Below are 15,273 nucleotides of genomic sequence, written 5' to 3'. Positions count from 1 at the left end.
GTGCTCGGCGAGCCACTGGATGCCCTCGACGTCGAGGTGGTTCGTGGGCTCGTCGAGGAACAGGACGTCCCAGTCGCCGACGAGCAGCCGCGCGAGTGCCACGCGGCGGCGCTGGCCACCGGACAGCTCGTCGACGGTGACGTCCCACGGGATGTCCGACACCAGGCCGCCGATGACGTCGCGGATCTTCGGATCACCGGCCCACTCGTGCTCTTCGAGGTCGCCGACGACGGTGCTGCCGACGGTCGCGCCCTGGGGCAGGATGTCGCGCTGGTCCAGGTAGCCGACGGTCAGACCGCGGCGGTGCGTGACACGGCCGGCGTCGGGTTCGAGGCGCTGGGACAGCAGCGCGAGGAGGGTCGACTTGCCGTCGCCGTTGCGTCCGACCACGCCGATCCGGTCCCCCTCGTCGATGCCGAGGGTGACGTTGTCGAAGACGACCTTGGTGGGGAACTCGAGATGCAGGTTCTCGGCGCCGAGGAGATGAGCCACGCGTCAAGGGTAGGCGGCGTGGCGGGGTGGTCGGTGCGGGGCCTCGGCGGGTGGTGGCCGGTGCGGGGTCGGTCGCACGGTGCGGGCTTCGGCAGGTGGTGCGAGGTTGACCGCTCGGTGCGAGGTTGTAGCGGCGCACGGAGTGGGCAACCTCGCACCAGCCGACAGACCGCGCACGGTGCGCCGGCGCGACGGCGCGACGGCGCGTCGGCGCGTCGGTCTGGAGGCGCGGGTCAGCTCGGGCGCACGGTGCGGGCTTGGGCGGGTGGTGCGAGGTTGACCGCTCGGTGCGAGGTTGTAGCGGCGCACGGAGTGGGCAACCTCGCACCAGCCGACAGACCGCGCACGGTGCGCCGGCGCGACGGCGCGACGGTGCGCCGGCGCGTCGGCCTGGAGGCGCGGGTCAGCTCACCGGGGCCGGTCCGGCTCCGGCAGTCGGGTACGTCAGCTCGCGGGAGCGGCGTCGCCCTCGCCGGCGGCTTCCTTCGCGCGCTTCAGGCGAGCCTGCGCCTCCCAGTACTCGATCTCGCGCTCGAGTTCGGCGAGCTCCTGCTCCGTGCCGCTGATGCGCTTGGCGCCGTGGGCGCTCCGGGCATCGCCGAGGGTGGCGTACCGGTCCTCGTGACGGGTGGGTTCGATGTAGCGGCCGTGGTTCCGCTCACCCGGGGCCCAGTCGTGGCCGATGGCGAACCAGACGATGCTGCCGACGACGGGGACCAGGATCACGAGGATCACCCACGCGATCTTCGGGAGTCCGCGGATCTGGTCGTCGTTCTTCGTCAGGATGTCGATCAGGGCGAAGACCAGCAGGATGACGGTGATCCCGGGCAGCAGAACGCTCATGTTCGCGATTCTATGGATCCGCTTGGAGTCTCACCATTCCCCGAACGAGCGTCGCGGTTGCGAAGGCGCACAGGGTCGGCGTCCTACAGGGCCGCGACCCACTCGTCCGTGCCGTCGGTGAACCGCTGGTGCTTCCAGATCGGCACCCGCTCCTTCACCAGGTCGACCAGCTCCCCGCACGCTGCGAACGCCTGCGCGCGGTGCGACGACGCCACCGCCGCGGCGAGCGCGACGTCCCCGATGCCGAGCGACCCGACGCGGTGCAGCACGGCGATCCGGACGTCGGGGTGGGCGTCGGCGACGGTTCGGGCGACCTCGGCGATGACGTCGCCGGCGCTGGGGTGCCGCTCGTAGTCGAGCGCGGTGACGCCCTTGCCGCCGTCGTGGTCGCGGACGACGCCAGCGAAGGTGACGACGGCGCCGTCCTGGTCGGTGGCGACGACGGCGGAGACCTCGTCGACGGTGATCCCCCGGTCGACGACGTCAGCGAGGACGACGCGCGCACCCGGGGCCGGCGCCGACACCGCGGTCATGACGCGCTCCGGGGCGCGTGGCCCTCGCCGTGCACCTGCGCGAGCACGTGCTCGAGCAATCCGTCGAGCACGGCCAGTCCGTCCGCCACTCCGCCGCGCGACCCGGGCAGCGTGACGATCAAGGATCCGCCGGTGCTGATGCCAGCGATGCCGCGACTCAGCAATGCGGTCGGACCGGCCCCCGCGAGCCCGCGACGACGGACCTCTTCGAGGACACCGGGCAGCTCCAGGTCGATGAGGGTGCGACGGCCTCGGGCGTCCGGTCGGTCGGGGTGACGCCGGTGCCCCCGGTCGTGATGACGATCCGGGCCCCGGCCAGCAGTTCGGCGGTCACGGTCTCGGCGATCGCCCCGCCGTCGGGGACGATCACGGGCTCGGCGACGGTGAAGTCCCGCTCGCGCAGCCACCCCGCGATGACGGGCCCGGTGCGGTCGAGTGCCGGATCGACGGCGGCCTGCGTGGACACCACCACGACGGCGGCACGGCCCCTGGTCGGCTGCGAGGTCATCGGTTGCTCCAGTCCCCGGACCGACCGCCGTGCTTCTCGAGCACTCGGACGTCCGTGATCGAGGCCGCCCGGTCGACGGCCTTCACCATGTCGTACACGGTCAGCGCGGCGACGCTCGCGCCGGTCAGCGCTTCCATCTCGACGCCGGTGCGCGAGGTCGTGCGGACCGAGACCTCGATCAGCACGCGGTCGTCGGCACCGGTGATGTCGACCTGCACCCCGGCGATGGGGAGCGGGTGGCAGAGCGGGATGAGGTCGGAGGTCTTCTTCACGGCCATGATCGCGGCGATGCGGGCGGTGCCGATGACCTCGCCCTTCGGCAGGGAGCCGTCGAGGATGCGGGCGACGACGTCGGGCCGGGTGACGAGCGTGGCGGTGGCGGTCGCCGAGCGGTCGGTGACGTCCTTCGCGGACACGTCGACCATGTGCGCGGACCCGTCGGCGCGTACGTGCGACAGCTCGGCCGCGTCGGACGGATCGGCCTGCTCGGACGGTCTCGACTGATCGGACGGACCCGACTGATCGGACGTGGCGACGGGTTCGGTCATCGGAGGCTCCAGACGGTCAGGACGTCACCGGGTTCGACGGCGTCGACCCCCACCGGGACGTGGACGAGGTGTGTGGCGGCGGCGTAGTGCGCGAGCAGGTGGGAACTCGGTCCGCCCACGAAGTGGACGACCCCGTCGTCCACCCGGCCACGCCGCACCTGGTGCTTGCCGCCCGGTGACTGCGCAGCCGAAGCAGCGGGCAGGTGCAGCTCGGGGCGGTCGGCCGGCAGCCCGACGAGGGGTGCGAGCAGCGGGCGGAGGAAGACCTCGAACGAGACGAGCGCCGACACCGGGTTGCCGGGGAACGACACCACCGGCACCGGTCGACCGGCGAGCTCCACGCTGCCGAACGCCTGCGGCCCGCCGGGCTGCATCGCGACCGGGGTGACGGCGAGCCCGCGGGGTTCGAGTGCCTGCCGCACGACCTCGTACGCACCGGCACTGATGCCCCCGGTGGTGAGCACGAGGTCGGCCCACTCCCCACGGCGTCGTCGAGCGCGGTGACGAACGCGTCGACGTCGTCGGGGACCCGGACCGTGCGGGACGGAGCACCGACCTCGGCGAGCGCCGCCTGCAGCGCGATGCCGTTCGCGTCGCCGATCGTCGCCGCGTCGGTGTCGGCGCCCTGCAGTTCGGAGCCGGTCGAGACCACGAGCACCCGCAGGGGTCGACGGACGTGCACGGTGGCCACTCCGGCGGATGCGAGCGCGCCGAGCAGGGCTGGGGTGATCGGCGCACCGGTCGGAGCGATGGACGCGCCGAGGGCCAGGTCGCTGCCGGTCGCCCGCACGAAGGTGCCCGGCACGAGGTCAGCGGGCACCGTGACGTGCCCCAGGTCGAGCGCAGCGGGGAAGGACCCCGGCGACGTGGCCTCCACCGGGAAGACGGCATCGGCGCCGTCAGGGATCCGCGCGCCGGTCATGATCGGTGCCGCTGTGCCGGCGGAGAGCGGTGCGGGGACGACCCCGGCGGGGATGGGCGCGACGACCCGGACGTCCTGCCCGGCATCGGCCACCCGGACCGCGAAGCCGTCCATCTGGCTGTTGTCGAAGGGCGGCAACGGGACCGGTGCGGCGACGGGTGCAGCGAGCACGCGGTGCCCGTGACCGGCACGGCCATCGACGGCCAGGTCGTCGACCCGCCACGACGCAGCCCCGAGGCCCGCCAGGACCGGCGCGAGGAGCGCCGCCAGGTCGTCGCGGTGCTGACCGATCGTTCGCACAGGTGCCTCCGAACAGGGATGGTGTCGCCGCTCCCGGTTCGTCCGGGGCCGGCGTCAGTAGCGTATCCAGCGCGCAGACCGCGCCGACGACCTTTCGGAGGACCTGTGGAGAACGACGAAGCCGTGACGATCGGTGTCATCGGGGGCTCCGGCCTCTACCAGCTGTTCGAGGAGGGGACCGCCGAGGAGCTGGACGTGCCGACGCCGTTCGGCCCGACGTCGAGCCCGATCAGCATCGGCACGATGTCCGGACGTCGGGTCGCGTTCCTCACCCGGCACGGTCGTGAGCACTCCGTCGCCCCGCACCGCATCAACCACCGCGCGAACCTGTGGGCGCTCCGCTCCCTGGGCGTCCGGGCGATCGTGTCCTCGAGCGCCGTCGGTGGTCTGCACCCCGACTACGCCCCGGGCACCTTCGTCGTGACCGACCAGCTCATCGACCGCACCTTCGGCCGCGCGGACACGTTCTTCGAGGACGACGTCCAGCACCTGTCGTTCGCCGACCCGTTCGACCCGACGCTGCGGCGCGCGGCCGTCGACGCGATCGCCGCACTCGACGTGCCGTTCCGTCCGACCGGCACGTGCGTCGTCATCCAGGGCCCCCGGTTCTCGACGCGCGCCGAGTCCGTCTGGCTGCGCGAGGCCGGTGGCCACACCATCAACATGACGATGACCCCCGAGGTCCCGCTCGCCGCCGAGCTCGGCATCGCGACCGTCAACCTGTCGTTCGTCACGGACGCCGACGCCGGCCTGGCTCCGACCGAGGACGAAGCCGCCGCAGCGGCCGCCCACGCGGCCACGGCGGACAAAGCGGCCACGGGCGACGCAGCCGACGACGCCGGCACACCCGTCACCCACGCCCTCGTGATGGAGCGTCTCGCCCGCGCCAACGAGGTGATCGTCCGCGCCATCGGCGGGATCGTCGGCGCGATCCCCGCCGACTTCACGCCGCGCGAACTCGTCCCGGCGAGCGCCAGCGCCAGCATCATGCAGACCCAGCCCACCGCCGCCAGCACGGGGCCCACCATGACCGCGGGCACCACCGCATGACCCGCCTGCTCGTCACCGGCGGCGCCGGCTTCATCGGCTCCGCGATCGTCCGCCGCGCGCTGGCCGACGGCCACGAGGTCCGCGTCCTCGACTCCCTCCGCGACGACGTCCACGGCGACCCCGGCGAGGTCGTGCGCGCCCACCAGCAGCAGGGCATCGAGTTCGTGCACGGTGACGTCCGCGACCGGGTCTCGCTCGACGCCGCGCTCGACGGCGTCGACGTCGTCCGCCACCAGGCCGCCAAGGTCGGCCTCGGCGTCGACTTCCAGGACGCCCCCGACTACGTCTCGTCGAACGACGCCGGCACCGCGTACGTCCTCGCCGGCATGGACCGGCACGACATCGGCCGGCTCGTCGTCGCGAGCTCGATGGTCGTCTACGGCGAGGGTGCGTACACGACGTCCGGCGGCGAGCCCGTCCGGCCACCAGCTCGCCGCCGCGAAGACCTCGACGCGGGCCGTTTCGACCCGATCGGCGCGGATGGCCACCCCCTGCTGCCCGGCCTGATCGACGAGTCCGCCGCGCTCGACCCCCGCAACGTGTACGCGCAGACGAAGGTCGCGCAGGAGCACCTGGCCTCGAGCTGGGCGCGCGCGACGGGCGGCCGGGCGATCGCGCTCCGCTACCACAACGTCTACGGACCCGGCATGCCCGCGAACACCCCCTACGCCGGTGTCGCGTCACTGTTCCGCTCGGCGCTGGCCCGCGGCGAGGCCCCGCGCGTCTTCGAGGACGGCGCCCAGCGCCGCGACTTCGTGCACGTCGACGACGTCGCCGGAGCGAACGCCGCCTCGATCGCCGCGACCGCCGCTCTGCCCGCCGACTCGTTCCGCGCGTACAACGTCGGCTCCGGCGTCGTGCACACGATCGGCGACATGGCCGCGGCGATCGCAGGCCCTGACGGTCCGCAGCCAGTCGTCACGGGCGAGTACCGCCTGGGCGACGTCCGGCACGTCACGGCGAGTTCGGACCGCATCGCCGCCGAGCTCGGCTGGCGCGCCGAGGTCGACTTCGCGGCAGGCATGCGCGACTTCGCGACCGCTCCCCTCCGCAGCGCCGTCCGCTAGCCGGAACGCGTGAGCGCGTCGCTCGCCGCGAGCGACGCCTGAGAACGCGACCAGCCACCGGACGGGAGGACCGTGGCGGCCGCGCCCGCGCCTCCCGTCCGCAGTCCCCGCACCACGGCCGCGCTGGACGCCGTCGTCTCTGCTGCACGCCCCTGGTGCGCGAGACGCCGCCGGATCCGGCGGCGTCTCGACGACACGACGGCGTCCTGCGACACCCCGACGAGCGACACGCGCGCATCCTGTCCCCCGTTCTGGGGACCAGGCGTGCGCCGAGCACGCGAAACGACCAGGACCCGGCAGTTTCCTGTACCCCGACGTGCGTCGTCGTGTTACGTCGAGTGCATGACAGGACAGACCCGTCGATCTGACGACCGGCACCGAATGACGGACATGAGTGTCGACGTCATCCTCCCGTGCCTCGATGAGGCCGATGCCCTGCCGAAGGTGATCGCTCGCCTTCCGGAGGGCTACCGCGCGATCGTGGTGGACAACGGCTCGACCGACGGTTCGGCCGACGTCGCCCGCGCGCACGGCGCCCTCGTCGTCTCGGAACGGGTGAAGGGCTTCGGCTCCGCCTGCGCTGCGGGCGTCGCCGCCGCGACCGCCGACTTCGTCGCCTTCTGCGACGCGGACGCCTCGATGGACCCCGCCGAACTGCCGCCGCTCGTCGACCGCGTCGCGAGCGGCCGCGTCGACCTGGCGCTCGGACGACGTGTGCCGACGAGCAAGGGCGCCTGGGCGCCGCACGCCCGGTTCGCGAACCGCGTGCTCGCCGTCCTCATGCACCGTGCGACCGGCTACCGCCTGCGCGACCTCGGCCCGATGCGCGTCATGCGCCGCGAGGACCTCGTCGCCCTGGACCTGCAGGACCGCCGCAGCGGCTACCCGCTCGAGATGGTCCTGGCCGCGCACGCGGCGGGCTGGCGCGTCGACGAGTCCGACATCGGCTACGCGCAGCGCATCGGCGACAGCAAGGTGACCGGGACGCTCCGCGGCACCATCAACGCGGTCCGCGACATGACCCGCCTGCTGCGCGCGTACCGCCGGGAGGCGGGTGTCCGGTCGTCGCACCGGCTGCCGTCCGCCACGTGGCCAGCTCCACCGCCGCGACCGGTTCCGCGGTACCGCCCGACTCCGCACCCGTCGCCGCCTCGGTCGAGGGGACGCGCGCGTGACCGCCGGCATCACCGTGGCCGTGGTCGCGAAGGAGTGCCTGCCCGGCAAGGTGAAGACCCGGCTGACACCGGCGCTCTCCCCGAGGGTGCCGCCCGCGTGGCGTCCGCGAGCCTCGCCGACACCCTGTCGACCGTCCGTGCCCTGCCCGCCGAGCGCCGCGTGCTGTTCTTCGACGGCGACGTCGTCCCGGAGTCGGCCGAGGGCTTCGACGTCCTCCACCAGCCGGGCGGCGGGCTCGACGAGCGCCTCGGGTTCCTGTTCGACGCGATCGACGGCCCGTTGCTGCTCGTCGGGATGGACACCCCGCAGGTGTCCGCCGACGCGCTCGCCCCGGTGTTCGACCAACCCGAGCGCGGCGCGTGGTTCGGTCCCGCAGAGGACGGCGGCTTCTGGTCGCTGTACCTGCAGGCCCTGACCGGTGACCTGCTGCGCGGCGTCCCGATGTCGCAGGACGACACCGGCGCCGTCCAGCTCGCCCGCTTGACCGACGCCGGCCTCGACGTCGGGCTGCTCGGCGAACTGCTCGACGTCGACACGATGCCCGACGCCGAACGCGTTGCCGAACTCGCGCCGGACTCCGGCTTCACCCAGGCACTCCGTGCCGAGACCGCGGGGAGTCTCCGATGACCATGCACGCACCCGTCTCCTTCGGCGCCGGCGGCGGCGAGCCGTACGCCCGGGCCCTGCGCTCGGACGGACGGCTCCGGCTGACCGACCCGGACCGCCCCGACGTCGTCACGACGATGGACGTCGGCCGGTGGAGCGCCGCGGCCGACCGGGTCGACCGCTCGCTGCTCGACGACGCCGACGGCCCCGTGATCGACATCGGGTGCGGCCCCGGGCGGATGCTCGTCGCCGCCCGCAACCGCGGCATCCCCGCACTCGGCGTGGACGTCTCCGCCGAGGCCGTGGCGATCGCGCAGCGGTCCGGCGGCACCGCGATCCAGGGGTCGGTGTTCGACGCGGTCCCCGACGAGGGGCACTGGGACACCGCCTTGGTCATCGACGGCAACATCGGCATCGGTGGCGACCTCGCTGCGCTGCTCGAGCGCTGCGGCGAGATCGTCCGCGCCGGTGGACGGGTGATCGTCGAGACGAACCCCGACCCACTGGCCGACCGGGTGTACACCGCCCGCGTGGTGGACGCCGACGGCCACGAGAGCGCCGGGTTCCCCTGGGCCGAGGTCGGTCTCGACGCGCTGCACCGGCACGCGGCGGACGCCGGCCTCGTGGCGCGGCAGAGCTGGACGGTCGCGGGCCGGAGCTTCTGCGAGCTCATGGCCTGATCACGCACGTTCGTGCACTTGTTTTGCATCATGCAAGACAGTCACGTACGGTCGAGCGCATGACGAACAGCACCTTCCCGCTCGGCGGCACCTTCGTGTCCGGACTCCGCAGCCGTGACGAGCGCGGGTCCTTCACCGGCACCCGCACCACCGACTCGGTCGGCACGTACACGGGCGCACCGATCACCGGGCGCCTCGGGCGCTTCACCGACGTGCAGCGTTCGCGTCCCGGCACCTGGACCGCCTCCACCCGCACGGCCACCGGCTCGTTCCGCACGGCGACCGGCTCCTTCCGCACCGCCTGAGCCGTGCCGTCGCCCCGGTCGGCGGACACGGCTCCGGCCGCGCTCTGCGGCCCGGGCTGTGCGCCGGCCGGACGCGTCCGGGTGCGCGATGCCAGGATGGACCCATGAACGACCGCGCCGGCACCCCCGCGACCGCAGACGACCTCGTCGACATCGACGCACTCGTCGCCGCCTACTACGACCGTGTGCCCGATGTCTCCGTCGCCGAGCAGCAGGTCGTGTTCGGCACCTCCGGCCACCGCGGCTCCTCGCTCGACTCCGCCTTCAACGACACCCACATCGCCGCGATCACGCAGGCGATCGTCGAGTACCGGCAGTCGCAGGGCACCGACGGCCCGCTCTTCATCGGGCGCGACACCCACGCCCTGTCCGGCCCCGCCGAGCGCACCGCGCTCGAGGTCCTCGCCGCCAACGGCGTGCACGTCCTGGCCGACAGCGACAACGGCTACGTGCCGACCCCGGCCTTGAGCCACGCGATCATCCGCTACAACCGTGCCGGCAACCCCGACACGGCGGACGGCATCGTCATCACGCCGAGCCACAACCCGCCCCGCGACGGCGGCTTCAAGTACAACCCGCCGCACGGCGGCCCCGCCGACAGCGACGCCACGAGCTGGATCGCCAACCGAGCGAACACGATCATCGAGGGCGGCAACGCCGAGGTGCAGCGCACCGAGCACGCCACCCCCGACCGCTACGACTTCCTGCACACGTACGTCGCCGACCTCGAGAACATCATCGACATCGCCGCGATCAAGGGTGCCGGGGTGAAGATCGGCGCCGACCCGCTCGGTGGCGCATCGCTGCCGTACTGGAACCTCATCCGCGACCACTACGGGCTCGACCTGACCGTCGTGAACCCGGACGTCGACCCGACCTGGTCGTTCATGACGCTCGACTGGGACGGCAAGATCCGGATGGACCCGTCGAGCCCCTCGGCCATGGCGTCGGTCCTGGCGCACAAGGACGAGTTCGACGTCCTGACGGGCAACGACGCCGACTCCGACCGGCACGGCATCGTCACACCCGACGGCGGCCTGATGAACCCGAACCACTACCTCGCCGTCGCGATCGAGTACCTCTACGCACACCGTCCGGCCTGGCGCGAGGACGCGGCCATCGGCAAGACCCTGGTGTCGTCGAGCATCATCGACCGCGTCGCAGAGTCGCTCGGGCGTCGCCTCTGGGAGGTCCCGGTCGGCTTCAAGTGGTTCGTGCCCGGCCTGATCGACGGGTCCGTCGCGTTCGGTGGCGAAGAGTCGGCGGGTGCGTCGTTCCTGCGCACCGACGGCACCGCGTGGACGACCGACAAGGACGGCATCATCCTGGCGCTCCTGGCGTCCGAGATCGTCGCCGTCACCGGCAAGACCCCCTCGCAGCTGTACGTCGAGCTGACCGAGCGCTTCGGCGACCCGGTCTACCAGCGCGTCGACGCCGCGGCCTCGAAGGAGCAGAAGGCACGCCTGTCGAAGCTCGACGGCGACGCCATCACCGCCGAGACCCTGGCGGGCGACCCGATCACCGCGAAGCTGTCGAAGGCCCCCGGCAACGACGCGGCCGTCGGCGGCGTCAAGGTCGTGACCGACAAGGCCTGGTTCGCCGCACGACCCTCCGGCACCGAGGACGTCTACAAGATCTACGCCGAGAGCTTCGTCGGACAGGAGCACCTGGAGCAGGTGCAGCGCGAGGCCAAGGAGATCGTGGACGCCGCACTCGGCGCCTAGTCGGTCACCCGCAGGACCCGCACTGGCGGCGGTCGGGGTTCAGTCCTCGGCCGCCGCCAGTGCCAGTTCGCAGAACATCGCGTCGGCCCACGAGAACCACGGGCGCGAGAACTGCGCCGGGTCCTCGACGTCGAACGACTCGTGCATGTCCCCGGTCCCGCCGTCGGTCGCCACGAGCACGTCGAGCAGCTCCCGGCGACGCGCCGGCGACCCGGACACGAGCCCCTCGACCGCCAGGGCGATCGGCCACACGCGCTGCGGCAACGTGTGCGGGCTGCCGACGCCGGCCGCCGCGGTGCCGCTGAACCAGTACGGGTTCGCCGGTGACAGCACGAAGTCCCGCGTCGCCGCCCACACCGAGTGGTCGAGCACCGACGGCGCGGACAACGGCAGGGACAGCAGCGACGGGGTGTTCGCGTCGTCCATGCACAGCACGCCGCCCAGCCCGTCGACCTCGTAGGCGTAGACGTCCTCGCCCGCCGGCCCGGGCAGGACGCCGTGCTGCCGGACACCGTCCTGGATGCTCGCGCGCAGCACGTCGGCGTCGTCCGCCAAGCCGGTGTCGGACCAGACCTCGCGGGCGATGGCGGCGACGGCGAGCAGCGCCTCGGCGGCGAACAGGTTCGCCGGCACGTTGTAGCCGTACGTGCAGGCGTCGTCCGACGGGCGGAACCCGCACCACGTCATGCCCGTCACCGCGACCGGGGTGCCGCGGCCGTCGCGCGCGAGGGTCTCGGTCGGGATGGCCCCATCGCGCACGAACCGGTAGGCCGAGGCGTCGTGGTCCTGTTCAGCCCGCCACTGCGCCACGATCGTGCGGAACACGCGGTGGGCCCGCTCGTCGAGCACCGTGGTCGACCCGGTCGCCCGCCACAGCGCGTGCGCGAAGGTCACCGGGTAGGCCAGGCTGTCGACCTCGTACTTCTGCTCCCACACCAGCGGGTCGGCGTTGCGGTCGTCGGCGTCGTAGTGCGCGCCGTTCGGCTCGCGGTTGAACGAGTTGGCGTACGGGTCGTGCTCGATCAGCCGGAACTGCCGCCGCACGACCGCCCAGAGCAGCTCCGCGAGCGCCGGGTCCTCCGCCACGAACCGCAGGTACGGGGTCATCTGCGTCGTCGAGTCGCGGAGCCACATCGCCGGGATGTCCCCCGTGATCACGAAGGCACCGTCGTCGTCGAGCGAGATCGTGTCCCGCAGCGTGCGGACCAGCGCGCGCTCCACGCGGTCGCCGACCTCGGTGCCGACCGCGGCCCGGACCCGGTCGGCGGCCGCCACCAGCGTCGGCGTGATCTCCTCGAGCTGCGTCTGCGTCACGACACCCATCGCACTGACTCCTGTCCGTCGGTGACGCGGACGGTCCGCGTCGACCCGGGTGGATCGAGCACGTCGTCCGTCCAGCAGTCGAGTTCGAGCGGCCGTGCACCGAGCCGGAGACCAGCGTCCCACGTGCCGAGCGCATCGAGTCCGAGCGCGTACGCGGTGTCGACGGTCCCGCCGGCGGGCACGTCGACCGTCACCAGGGCGAGCAGTCGCCGTCGCCGCGGACGGACACCGGGTTCACGCCGCCGCCCCCACAGGGGCACCGAGACCCGACGGTGCGCGTCCGACGTGTTGCGCACCGACACCGGGACGGTCACCGTTCCCCCGGCCAGGAGGCGCACAACAGTCACCGCGTCGCTCCCCTCCGCCAGACGGACGTCCACCCCGCCACCCGGCCCGGGTGCACCGGTCACGGTCGAACGGCTGGTCACGTCGACGTAGCCGCGTGCCGTCTCGAGGCGCTCGTCGTGCGCCACGGGCAGGACACCGTCGGCGCCGGGCCACGTCGCGGGGAGTCGCCCCTCGGCCGGGGCGCCGAACAGCACGTCCGCGACGGCTCGACCACCGGAGGGCCCCGGGAACGGCACGACCAGCACGCTGTCCGCCAGGGCGAGCACCTCGGTCAGGACCCGCGGTCGACCGTCGACGACGACCGCGACGACCGGCAGACCGCTCTCGCGGGCGGCGCGGAGCACGTCGAGCTGCGCCTCGGGCACGGCGATCGAGGCCAGGTCGACCCCCTCGCCGTTCGTGGTGTCCGGTGCCGGACCGCTGACGGCGCCGTTGTCCTCGAAGCCGTCGTCGTACGCGCGACGGCTCGAGCCACCGAGCACCACCACGGCCACGTCGGCGCCGAGGAGCGCCGTGCGGACCGCGAGGAGCCCGTCGGGGCCCGGCAGGGGCTGTCGGAGCCCGCTGCCCCGGGCGGTGCGGATCCGGGCGGGGCCGAGCCGGGCCTCCAGGGCGGAGCGGACGGTGGACGCACCGGGGTCGTCGGGCGGCCTCGGCGGTGAGTAGTCGCCGAGCAGGGCGTCGACGTCGTCGGCGTTCGGGCCGACCACGGCGACGACGGCGTCGGGTGCGATCGCGGGCAGCGCTCCGCCCAGGGCGACCACGGCACGGTGGGCGGCACGCTCGGCGAGCGCGACGGTCGCGCGCTCCGGTGGCGCGGCGTTCTCGACCGAGCCGGGTGCTGGTGCAGGTGCGGGTGTCGCTGGTGGTGCTGTGGGTGTCGCGAGCAGGCCGACGCGGCGTTTGAGGGCGAGCACCCGGTCCACCGCGCGGTCCAGGTCGTCGGTGCTGACCAGACCCCGGTCCAGTGCCTCGTCGAGGTGCGTGTACGCCTCGTCCCACAGGCTCAGGTCGACCCCGGCACGGAGTGCGAGGGCCGCCGCCGAGGCCGGGTCGGGGGTGACGTCGCGCAGCCGGTCGATGGCGGTGCCGTCGGCCATCACGAGCCCGTCCCAGCCCCAGGTGTCGCGGATCGTGGTGGTGAGCAGGTCGCGGTTGCCGCAGCACGGCACCCCGTCGACGTCGTTGTACGCCGCCATGAACCCCGCGACGTGTTCGCGTGCCGCGGCGAGCGCCGGCGGCAGGTGCACCTCGGCGAGCTCGCGGCGGCCGATCAGGGCACCGGAGCCGTTCCGGCCGCCGATGCCGGCGCCCTGTCCGGCCAGGTGCTTCGCGACGACCGCGACGTGTCGGTCGTCGATCGGGCCCGGGCCGCCGCCCTGCATCCCCCGGACGGTGGCGGCGACCATGATCGCGGTGAGCGCGGCGTCCTCCGACCAGCACTCCTCGCTCCGACCCCACCGGGGGTCGCGCAGGACGTCGAGCCCGGAGACGAGGGCGACGTGGGTACCGCGGGCGCGGACCTCGGCGGCGATCGCGGCCGCGAGGTCCTCGACGAGCTGCTCGTCCATCGCGGCCCCGAGCGCGAGGTTCACGGGCACCGTCGTGCCGCCGAGGGCCTGCAGCCCGTGCGGGACCTCTTCCACGAAGAGCGTGGGGACGCCGCCGTCGCTGTGGGCGACGACGTGGTCCTGCACGGCGGCGTAGGCCTCGGCGGAGCGTTCGGGCGGGATGCCGTTGCCCCAGTGCACGCCGGACCAGGGATCGGCGCGGAGCACACCGTAGACCGCGCCGATCCCGCCCCACCGGTCGACCTCGGCGCGCAGGACGTCGGTGATCCGCGGGCGGCCGTCGACCCAGCGGACGGCCTCCCAGCCCTTCAGACGCTGGTTGAGCTGGCCGATGCGGGCGCGGACGTCGAGGCTGGTCGCGGTCGGGTGCTCGGCCGGGTGCTCGGTCGGGTGCTCGGTCGGGTGGCCGGTCATCCCTTGATCGCTCCGGAGACCAGGGCGCGCTGCATCTGGCGCTGCAGGATCGAGTACACGAGGTACACCGGCAGCAGCGTGAACAGCGTGCCGGCCATGAGCATCCCGTAGTCGGTGCCGGCGTCGACCTTCAGCGTCGGGAGCGCCACCTGGATCGTCCGCTGCGCGGTGTCCGGCCCGATGAGCACCAGCGCGTACAGGTACTCGTTCCAGAACGACAGGAAGTTCAGCAGCAGCACCGTGGCGATGCCCGGGATGCAGATCGGCAGGTACACCTGGCGCATCACCTGCCACGCCGAGGCGCCGTCCATCGATGCAGCCTCCTCCAGCTCGCGCGGGATCGTCCGCATGAACTGCGTCAGGATCACGACGGCCAGGGGCATCGCGGTCGCCGGCAGCAGGAGCACGAGGAACGTCCGGGTGTGGAACAGCCCCATCCCGGCGGCGAGCAGGAACGTCGGGAACAGCGCCGCGAACGACGGGATGAGGAACCCGAGCGAGAACAGTCCCTCGACGATCCGTCCGGCGCGGCCGGTGGCCCGGGCGAGGGCGAACGACGCCGGCAGCGCGAGGACGAGGGTCAGCACGAGGGCCGCCACCGTCGTGATCGCCGAGTTCGCGATGGCCGGTCCGAGCGAGGCCTGGCGGATCGCCTCGGTGAAGTTCGACAGGTCCCACGACGCGGGCAGCGCCAACGGGGACTCGAAGATGCCGTCGTTGTCCTTGAACGACGACACCACGAAGTAGTAGAAGGGCAGGATCAGCAGGGCAGCGTAGATCCACGCCACGGTGCCGCTCGTGATGGAGCCGATCCGGTCACGCAGCCGGATGCCGGCGGTGGGCTTCGCCATGGTGGTCTCCCG

Annotated in this window: 16 protein-coding genes and 2 pseudogenes; 6 read left to right on the top strand and 12 right to left on the bottom strand. The window is 73.1% G+C overall.

Annotated elements, in window-relative coordinates:
• Positions 1–23: 23 nt before the first annotated feature.
• From ACZZ0J_RS16285 to ACZZ0J_RS16250, 8 genes and pseudogenes are all read right to left on the bottom strand, one after another.
• Positions 24–390, bottom strand: a pseudogene (locus tag ACZZ0J_RS16285) (ATP-binding cassette domain-containing protein); the annotation flags it as partial.
• 546 nt (positions 391–936) lie between these two features.
• The gene (locus ACZZ0J_RS16280; RefSeq protein WP_463437705.1) at positions 937–1,335 is read right to left on the bottom strand and encodes a PLDc N-terminal domain-containing protein; all 399 of its coding nucleotides are present in this window, start codon (positions 1,333–1,335) and stop codon (positions 937–939) included.
• An 83-nt stretch (positions 1,336–1,418) separates the two neighbouring features.
• Complete coding sequence (locus ACZZ0J_RS16275) at positions 1,419–1,868, bottom strand: molybdenum cofactor biosynthesis protein MoaE (protein ID WP_228510432.1); 450 nt, start codon at positions 1,866–1,868, stop codon at positions 1,419–1,421.
• Positions 1,865–1,990, bottom strand: a complete 126-nt coding sequence (locus ACZZ0J_RS16270) for a hypothetical protein (protein WP_463437704.1) — start codon at positions 1,988–1,990, stop codon at positions 1,865–1,867. Before ACZZ0J_RS16270 ends, ACZZ0J_RS16275 begins: the two co-directional genes overlap by 4 nt.
• A 35-nt stretch (positions 1,991–2,025) precedes the next feature.
• Complete coding sequence (locus ACZZ0J_RS16265; RefSeq protein ID WP_463437703.1) at positions 2,026–2,376, bottom strand: molybdopterin-binding protein; 351 nt, start codon at positions 2,374–2,376, stop codon at positions 2,026–2,028.
• Entirely contained in the window at positions 2,373–2,924 is a 552-nt protein-coding gene (gene moaC / locus ACZZ0J_RS16260) for a cyclic pyranopterin monophosphate synthase MoaC (RefSeq protein ID WP_463437702.1), read from the bottom strand. Before moaC ends, ACZZ0J_RS16265 begins: the two co-directional genes overlap by 4 nt.
• Entirely contained in the window at positions 2,921–3,388 is a 468-nt protein-coding gene (locus tag ACZZ0J_RS16255) for a molybdopterin-binding protein (protein WP_463437701.1), read from the bottom strand. The genes moaC and ACZZ0J_RS16255 overlap by 4 nt, the downstream gene beginning before the upstream one ends.
• A gap of 287 nt (positions 3,389–3,675) precedes the next feature.
• Positions 3,676–4,017 (bottom strand): annotated as a pseudogene (locus ACZZ0J_RS16250) (gephyrin-like molybdotransferase Glp); the annotation flags it as partial.
• Between the two features lie 234 nt (positions 4,018–4,251).
• On the opposite strand from ACZZ0J_RS16250, the gene ACZZ0J_RS16245 reads away from it, so the two are divergent.
• A complete protein-coding gene (locus ACZZ0J_RS16245) occupies positions 4,252–5,196 on the top strand; it encodes an MTAP family purine nucleoside phosphorylase (protein WP_463437700.1) in 945 nt (314 codons plus the stop codon).
• Positions 5,193–6,263 carry an NAD-dependent epimerase/dehydratase family protein gene (locus ACZZ0J_RS16240; protein WP_463437699.1) on the top strand — a complete coding sequence of 357 codons (1,071 nt, stop codon included), beginning with the start codon at positions 5,193–5,195 and terminating at the stop codon, positions 6,261–6,263. Before ACZZ0J_RS16245 ends, ACZZ0J_RS16240 begins: the two co-directional genes overlap by 4 nt.
• Here the strand turns inward: ACZZ0J_RS16240 and ACZZ0J_RS16235 are convergent.
• Complete coding sequence (locus ACZZ0J_RS16235) at positions 6,260–6,493, bottom strand: hypothetical protein (protein ID WP_463437698.1); 234 nt, start codon at positions 6,491–6,493, stop codon at positions 6,260–6,262. The two genes, ACZZ0J_RS16240 and ACZZ0J_RS16235, sit on opposite strands and share 4 nt — an antisense overlap.
• Before the next feature lie 160 nt (positions 6,494–6,653).
• Here ACZZ0J_RS16235 and ACZZ0J_RS16230 point away from each other — a divergent pair, with 160 nt between their 5' ends.
• The 4 genes from ACZZ0J_RS16230 (at position 6,654) to pgm (ending at position 10,754) form a co-directional block, all read left to right on the top strand.
• Positions 6,654–8,066, top strand: coding sequence for a DUF2064 domain-containing protein (locus ACZZ0J_RS16230; protein ID WP_463437697.1), 1,413 nt, complete (start codon positions 6,654–6,656; stop codon positions 8,064–8,066).
• The gene (locus tag ACZZ0J_RS16225) at positions 8,063–8,725 is read left to right on the top strand and encodes a class I SAM-dependent DNA methyltransferase (RefSeq protein ID WP_463437696.1); all 663 of its coding nucleotides are present in this window, start codon (positions 8,063–8,065) and stop codon (positions 8,723–8,725) included. The genes ACZZ0J_RS16230 and ACZZ0J_RS16225 overlap by 4 nt, the downstream gene beginning before the upstream one ends.
• A gap of 59 nt (positions 8,726–8,784) precedes the next feature.
• Positions 8,785–9,030, top strand: a complete 246-nt coding sequence (locus tag ACZZ0J_RS16220) for a hypothetical protein (RefSeq protein WP_194648567.1) — start codon at positions 8,785–8,787, stop codon at positions 9,028–9,030.
• 104 nt (positions 9,031–9,134) lie between these two features.
• Positions 9,135–10,754, top strand: coding sequence for a phosphoglucomutase (alpha-D-glucose-1,6-bisphosphate-dependent) (pgm, locus tag ACZZ0J_RS16215; protein ID WP_463437695.1), 1,620 nt, complete (start codon positions 9,135–9,137; stop codon positions 10,752–10,754).
• Between the two features lie 39 nt (positions 10,755–10,793).
• On the opposite strand, the gene ACZZ0J_RS16210 is transcribed toward pgm, so the two are convergent.
• The 3 genes from ACZZ0J_RS16210 to ACZZ0J_RS16200 are packed head-to-tail and all read right to left on the bottom strand — an operon-like array spanning position 10,794 to position 15,261.
• Positions 10,794–12,068, bottom strand: a complete 1,275-nt coding sequence (locus ACZZ0J_RS16210; RefSeq protein ID WP_463437694.1) for a glycoside hydrolase family 125 protein — start codon at positions 12,066–12,068, stop codon at positions 10,794–10,796.
• Positions 12,065–14,410 carry a glycoside hydrolase family 3 protein gene (locus ACZZ0J_RS16205; protein WP_463437693.1) on the bottom strand — a complete coding sequence of 782 codons (2,346 nt, stop codon included), beginning with the start codon at positions 14,408–14,410 and terminating at the stop codon, positions 12,065–12,067. Before ACZZ0J_RS16205 ends, ACZZ0J_RS16210 begins: the two co-directional genes overlap by 4 nt.
• Positions 14,407–15,261 (bottom strand): carbohydrate ABC transporter permease, encoded by an 855-nt coding sequence (locus tag ACZZ0J_RS16200; RefSeq protein WP_123293697.1) that lies wholly within the window; start codon positions 15,259–15,261, stop codon positions 14,407–14,409. Before ACZZ0J_RS16200 ends, ACZZ0J_RS16205 begins: the two co-directional genes overlap by 4 nt.
• Positions 15,262–15,273: the final 12 nt, after the last annotated feature.

The sequence above is a fragment of the Curtobacterium sp. AC272 genome, from assembly GCF_979258155.1.
The sequence above is the reverse complement of the archived record's forward strand: the minus strand, read 5'-3'. Positions and strand labels throughout refer to the sequence as shown.

Excerpts from the sequence above, each read along its gene's own strand:
- ACZZ0J_RS16225 (WP_463437696.1), top strand. The coding sequence starts at position 8,063 with ATGACCATGCACGCACCCGTCTCCTTCGGCGCCGGCGGCGGCGAGCCG.
- ACZZ0J_RS16200 (WP_123293697.1), bottom strand. The coding sequence starts at position 15,261 with ATGGCGAAGCCCACCGCCGGCATCCGGCTGCGTGACCGGATCGGCTCC.
- pgm (WP_463437695.1), top strand. The coding sequence starts at position 9,135 with ATGAACGACCGCGCCGGCACCCCCGCGACCGCAGACGACCTCGTCGAC.
- ACZZ0J_RS16205 (WP_463437693.1), bottom strand. The coding sequence starts at position 14,410 with ATGACCGGCCACCCGACCGAGCACCCGACCGAGCACCCGGCCGAGCAC.
- ACZZ0J_RS16220 (WP_194648567.1), top strand. The coding sequence starts at position 8,785 with ATGACGAACAGCACCTTCCCGCTCGGCGGCACCTTCGTGTCCGGACTC.
- ACZZ0J_RS16265 (WP_463437703.1), bottom strand. The coding sequence starts at position 2,376 with ATGACCTCGCAGCCGACCAGGGGCCGTGCCGCCGTCGTGGTGGTGTCC.
- moaC (WP_463437702.1), bottom strand. The coding sequence starts at position 2,924 with ATGACCGAACCCGTCGCCACGTCCGATCAGTCGGGTCCGTCCGATCAG.
- ACZZ0J_RS16230 (WP_463437697.1), top strand. The coding sequence starts at position 6,654 with ATGAGTGTCGACGTCATCCTCCCGTGCCTCGATGAGGCCGATGCCCTG.
- ACZZ0J_RS16280 (WP_463437705.1), bottom strand. The coding sequence starts at position 1,335 with ATGAGCGTTCTGCTGCCCGGGATCACCGTCATCCTGCTGGTCTTCGCC.
- ACZZ0J_RS16240 (WP_463437699.1), top strand. The coding sequence starts at position 5,193 with ATGACCCGCCTGCTCGTCACCGGCGGCGCCGGCTTCATCGGCTCCGCG.
- ACZZ0J_RS16275 (WP_228510432.1), bottom strand. The coding sequence starts at position 1,868 with ATGACCGCGGTGTCGGCGCCGGCCCCGGGTGCGCGCGTCGTCCTCGCT.